This window comes from Vibrio harveyi NBRC 15634 = ATCC 14126 = KCTC 12724 (genome assembly GCF_001591145.1).
Lineage (GTDB): Bacteria > Pseudomonadota > Gammaproteobacteria > Enterobacterales > Vibrionaceae > Vibrio > Vibrio harveyi.
In genome coordinates, this window is sequence record NZ_BCUF01000102.1 from 1 (window position 1) to 2,982 (window position 2,982).

Here is a 2,982-nt window from a genome sequence, read left to right on the forward strand (position 1 = left end):
CATCAACTCGAAACTCCTTCGGGTTGTATGGTTAAGTGACTAAGCGTACACGGTGGATGCCTTGGCAGTCAGAGGCGATGAAGGACGTATTAACTTGCGATAAGCCCAGATTAGGTAGTAAAAACCATTTGAGTCTGGGATTTCCGAATGGGGAAACCCACTAGCATAAGCTAGTATCGCTGCGTGAATACATAGCGCAGCGAGGCGAACCGGGGGAACTGAAACATCTAAGTACCCCGAGGAAAAGAAATCAACCGAGATTCCGAAAGTAGCGGCGAGCGAAATTGGACTAGCCCTTAAGCTTTTTATGCGTCAGGTGAAACTTCTGGAAAGTTGTGCGATACAGGGTGATAGCCCCGTAACCGGCAACGCATTTAAAGTGAAATCGAGTAGGGCGGGACACGTGATATCCTGTCTGAATATGGGGGGACCATCCTCCAAGGCTAAATACTACTGACTGACCGATAGTGAACCAGTACCGTGAGGGAAAGGCGAAAAGAACCCCTGTGAGGGGAGTGAAATAGAACCTGAAACCGTGTACGTACAAGCAGTAGGAGCACCTTCGTGGTGTGACTGCGTACCTTTTGTATAATGGGTCAGCGACTTATATTCAGTGGCAAGGTTAACCATCTAGGGGAGCCGTAGGGAAACCGAGTCTTAACTGGGCGTTCAGTCTCTGGATATAGACCCGAAACCAGGTGATCTAGCCATGGGCAGGTTGAAGGTTGAGTAACATCAACTGGAGGACCGAACCGACTAATGTTGAAAAATTAGCGGATGACTTGTGGCTAGGGGTGAAAGGCCAATCAAACCTGGAGATAGCTGGTTCTCCCCGAAAGCTATTTAGGTAGCGCCTCGGACGAATACTACTGGGGGTAGAGCACTGTTAAGGCTAGGGGGTCATCCCGACTTACCAACCCTTTGCAAACTCCGAATACCAGTAAGTACTATCCGGGAGACACACGGCGGGTGCTAACGTCCGTCGTGGAGAGGGAAACAACCCAGACCGCCAGCTAAGGTCCCAAATTACTACTAAGTGGGAAACGATGTGGGAAGGCTCAGACAGCCAGGATGTTGGCTTAGAAGCAGCCATCATTTAAAGAAAGCGTAATAGCTCACTGGTCGAGTCGGCCTGCGCGGAAGATGTAACGGGGCTAAGTAGTAAACCGAAGCTGCGGCAATGCACTTTAGTGCATTGGGTAGGGGAGCGTTCTGTAAGCGGTTGAAGGTGTGTGGTAACGCATGCTGGACGTATCAGAAGTGCGAATGCTGACATGAGTAACGATAAAGGGGGTGAAAAACCTCCTCGCCGGAAGACCAAGGGTTCCTGTCCAACGTTAATCGGGGCAGGGTAAGTCGACCCCTAAGGCGAGGCCGAAAGGCGTAGTCGATGGGAAACGGGTTAATATTCCCGTACTTCTTACAATTGCGATGGGGGGACGGAGAAGGCTAGGTGGGCCTGGCGACGGTTGTCCAGGTTCAAGTGCGTAGGCTTAAGAGTTAGGTAAATCCGGCTCTTTCTAAGGCTGAGACACGACGTCGAGCTACTACGGTAGTGAAGTCATTGATGCCATGCTTCCAGGAAAAGCCTCTAAGCTTCAGATTGTAAGGAATCGTACCCCAAACCGACACAGGTGGTCGGGTAGAGAATACCAAGGCGCTTGAGAGAACTCGGGTGAAGGAACTAGGCAAAATGGTACCGTAACTTCGGGAGAAGGTACGCTCTCGACGGTGAAGTCCCTTGCGGATGGAGCTATTGAGAGTCGCAGATACCAGGTGGCTGCAACTGTTTATTAAAAACACAGCACTGTGCAAAATCGTAAGATGACGTATACGGTGTGACGCCTGCCCGGTGCCGGAAGGTTAATTGATGGGGTTAGACTTCGGTCGAAGCTCTTGATCGAAGCCCCGGTAAACGGCGGCCGTAACTATAACGGTCCTAAGGTAGCGAAATTCCTTGTCGGGTAAGTTCCGACCTGCACGAATGGCGTAATGATGGCCACGCTGTCTCCACCCGAGACTCAGTGAAATTGAAATCGCTGTGAAGATGCAGTGTACCCGCGGCTAGACGGAAAGACCCCGTGAACCTTTACTACAGCTTGGCACTGAACATTGACCCTACATGTGTAGGATAGGTGGGAGGCTTTGAAGCACAGTCGCTAGATTGTGTGGAGCCGTCCTTGAAATACCACCCTTGTAGTGTTGATGTTCTAACGTTGACCCCTGATCGGGGTTGCGGACAGTGCCTGGTGGGTAGTTTGACTGGGGCGGTCTCCTCCCAAAGCGTAACGGAGGAGCACGAAGGTGGGCTAATCACGGTTGGACATCGTGAGGTTAGTGCAATGGCATAAGCCCGCTTGACTGCGAGAATGACGGTTCGAGCAGGTGCGAAAGCAGGTCATAGTGATCCGGTGGTTCTGAATGGAAGGGCCATCGCTCAACGGATAAAAGGTACTCCGGGGATAACAGGCTGATACCGCCCAAGAGTTCATATCGACGGCGGTGTTTGGCACCTCGATGTCGGCTCATCACATCCTGGGGCTGAAGTCGGTCCCAAGGGTATGGCTGTTCGCCATTTAAAGTGGTACGCGAGCTGGGTTTAGAACGTCGTGAGACAGTTCGGTCCCTATCTGCCGTGGGCGTTGGAAGATTGAAGGGGGCTGCTCCTAGTACGAGAGGACCGGAGTGGACGAACCTCTGGTGTTCGGGTTGTGTCGCCAGACGCATTGCCCGGTAGCTAAGTTCGGAATCGATAACCGCTGAAAGCATCTAAGCGGGAAGCGAGCCCTGAGATGAGTCTTCCCTGATACTTTAAGTATCCTAAAGGGTTGTTCGAGACTAGAACGTTGATAGGCAGGGTGTGTAAGCGTTGTGAGGCGTTGAGCTAACCTGTACTAATTGCCCGTGAGGCTTAACCATACAACACCCAAGGGGTTTTGATGGACTCAATGTAAGAACATTGAATGTGTGTAAGTAGAACTT

Annotated in this window: 1 rRNA gene; it reads left to right on the forward strand. The window is 51.4% G+C overall.

Annotated elements, in window-relative coordinates:
• Window positions 1-29 precede the first annotated feature (29 nt).
• Window positions 30-2,919 (forward strand): 23S ribosomal RNA (locus tag VHA02S_RS24455).
• Window positions 2,920-2,982 lie beyond the last annotated feature (63 nt).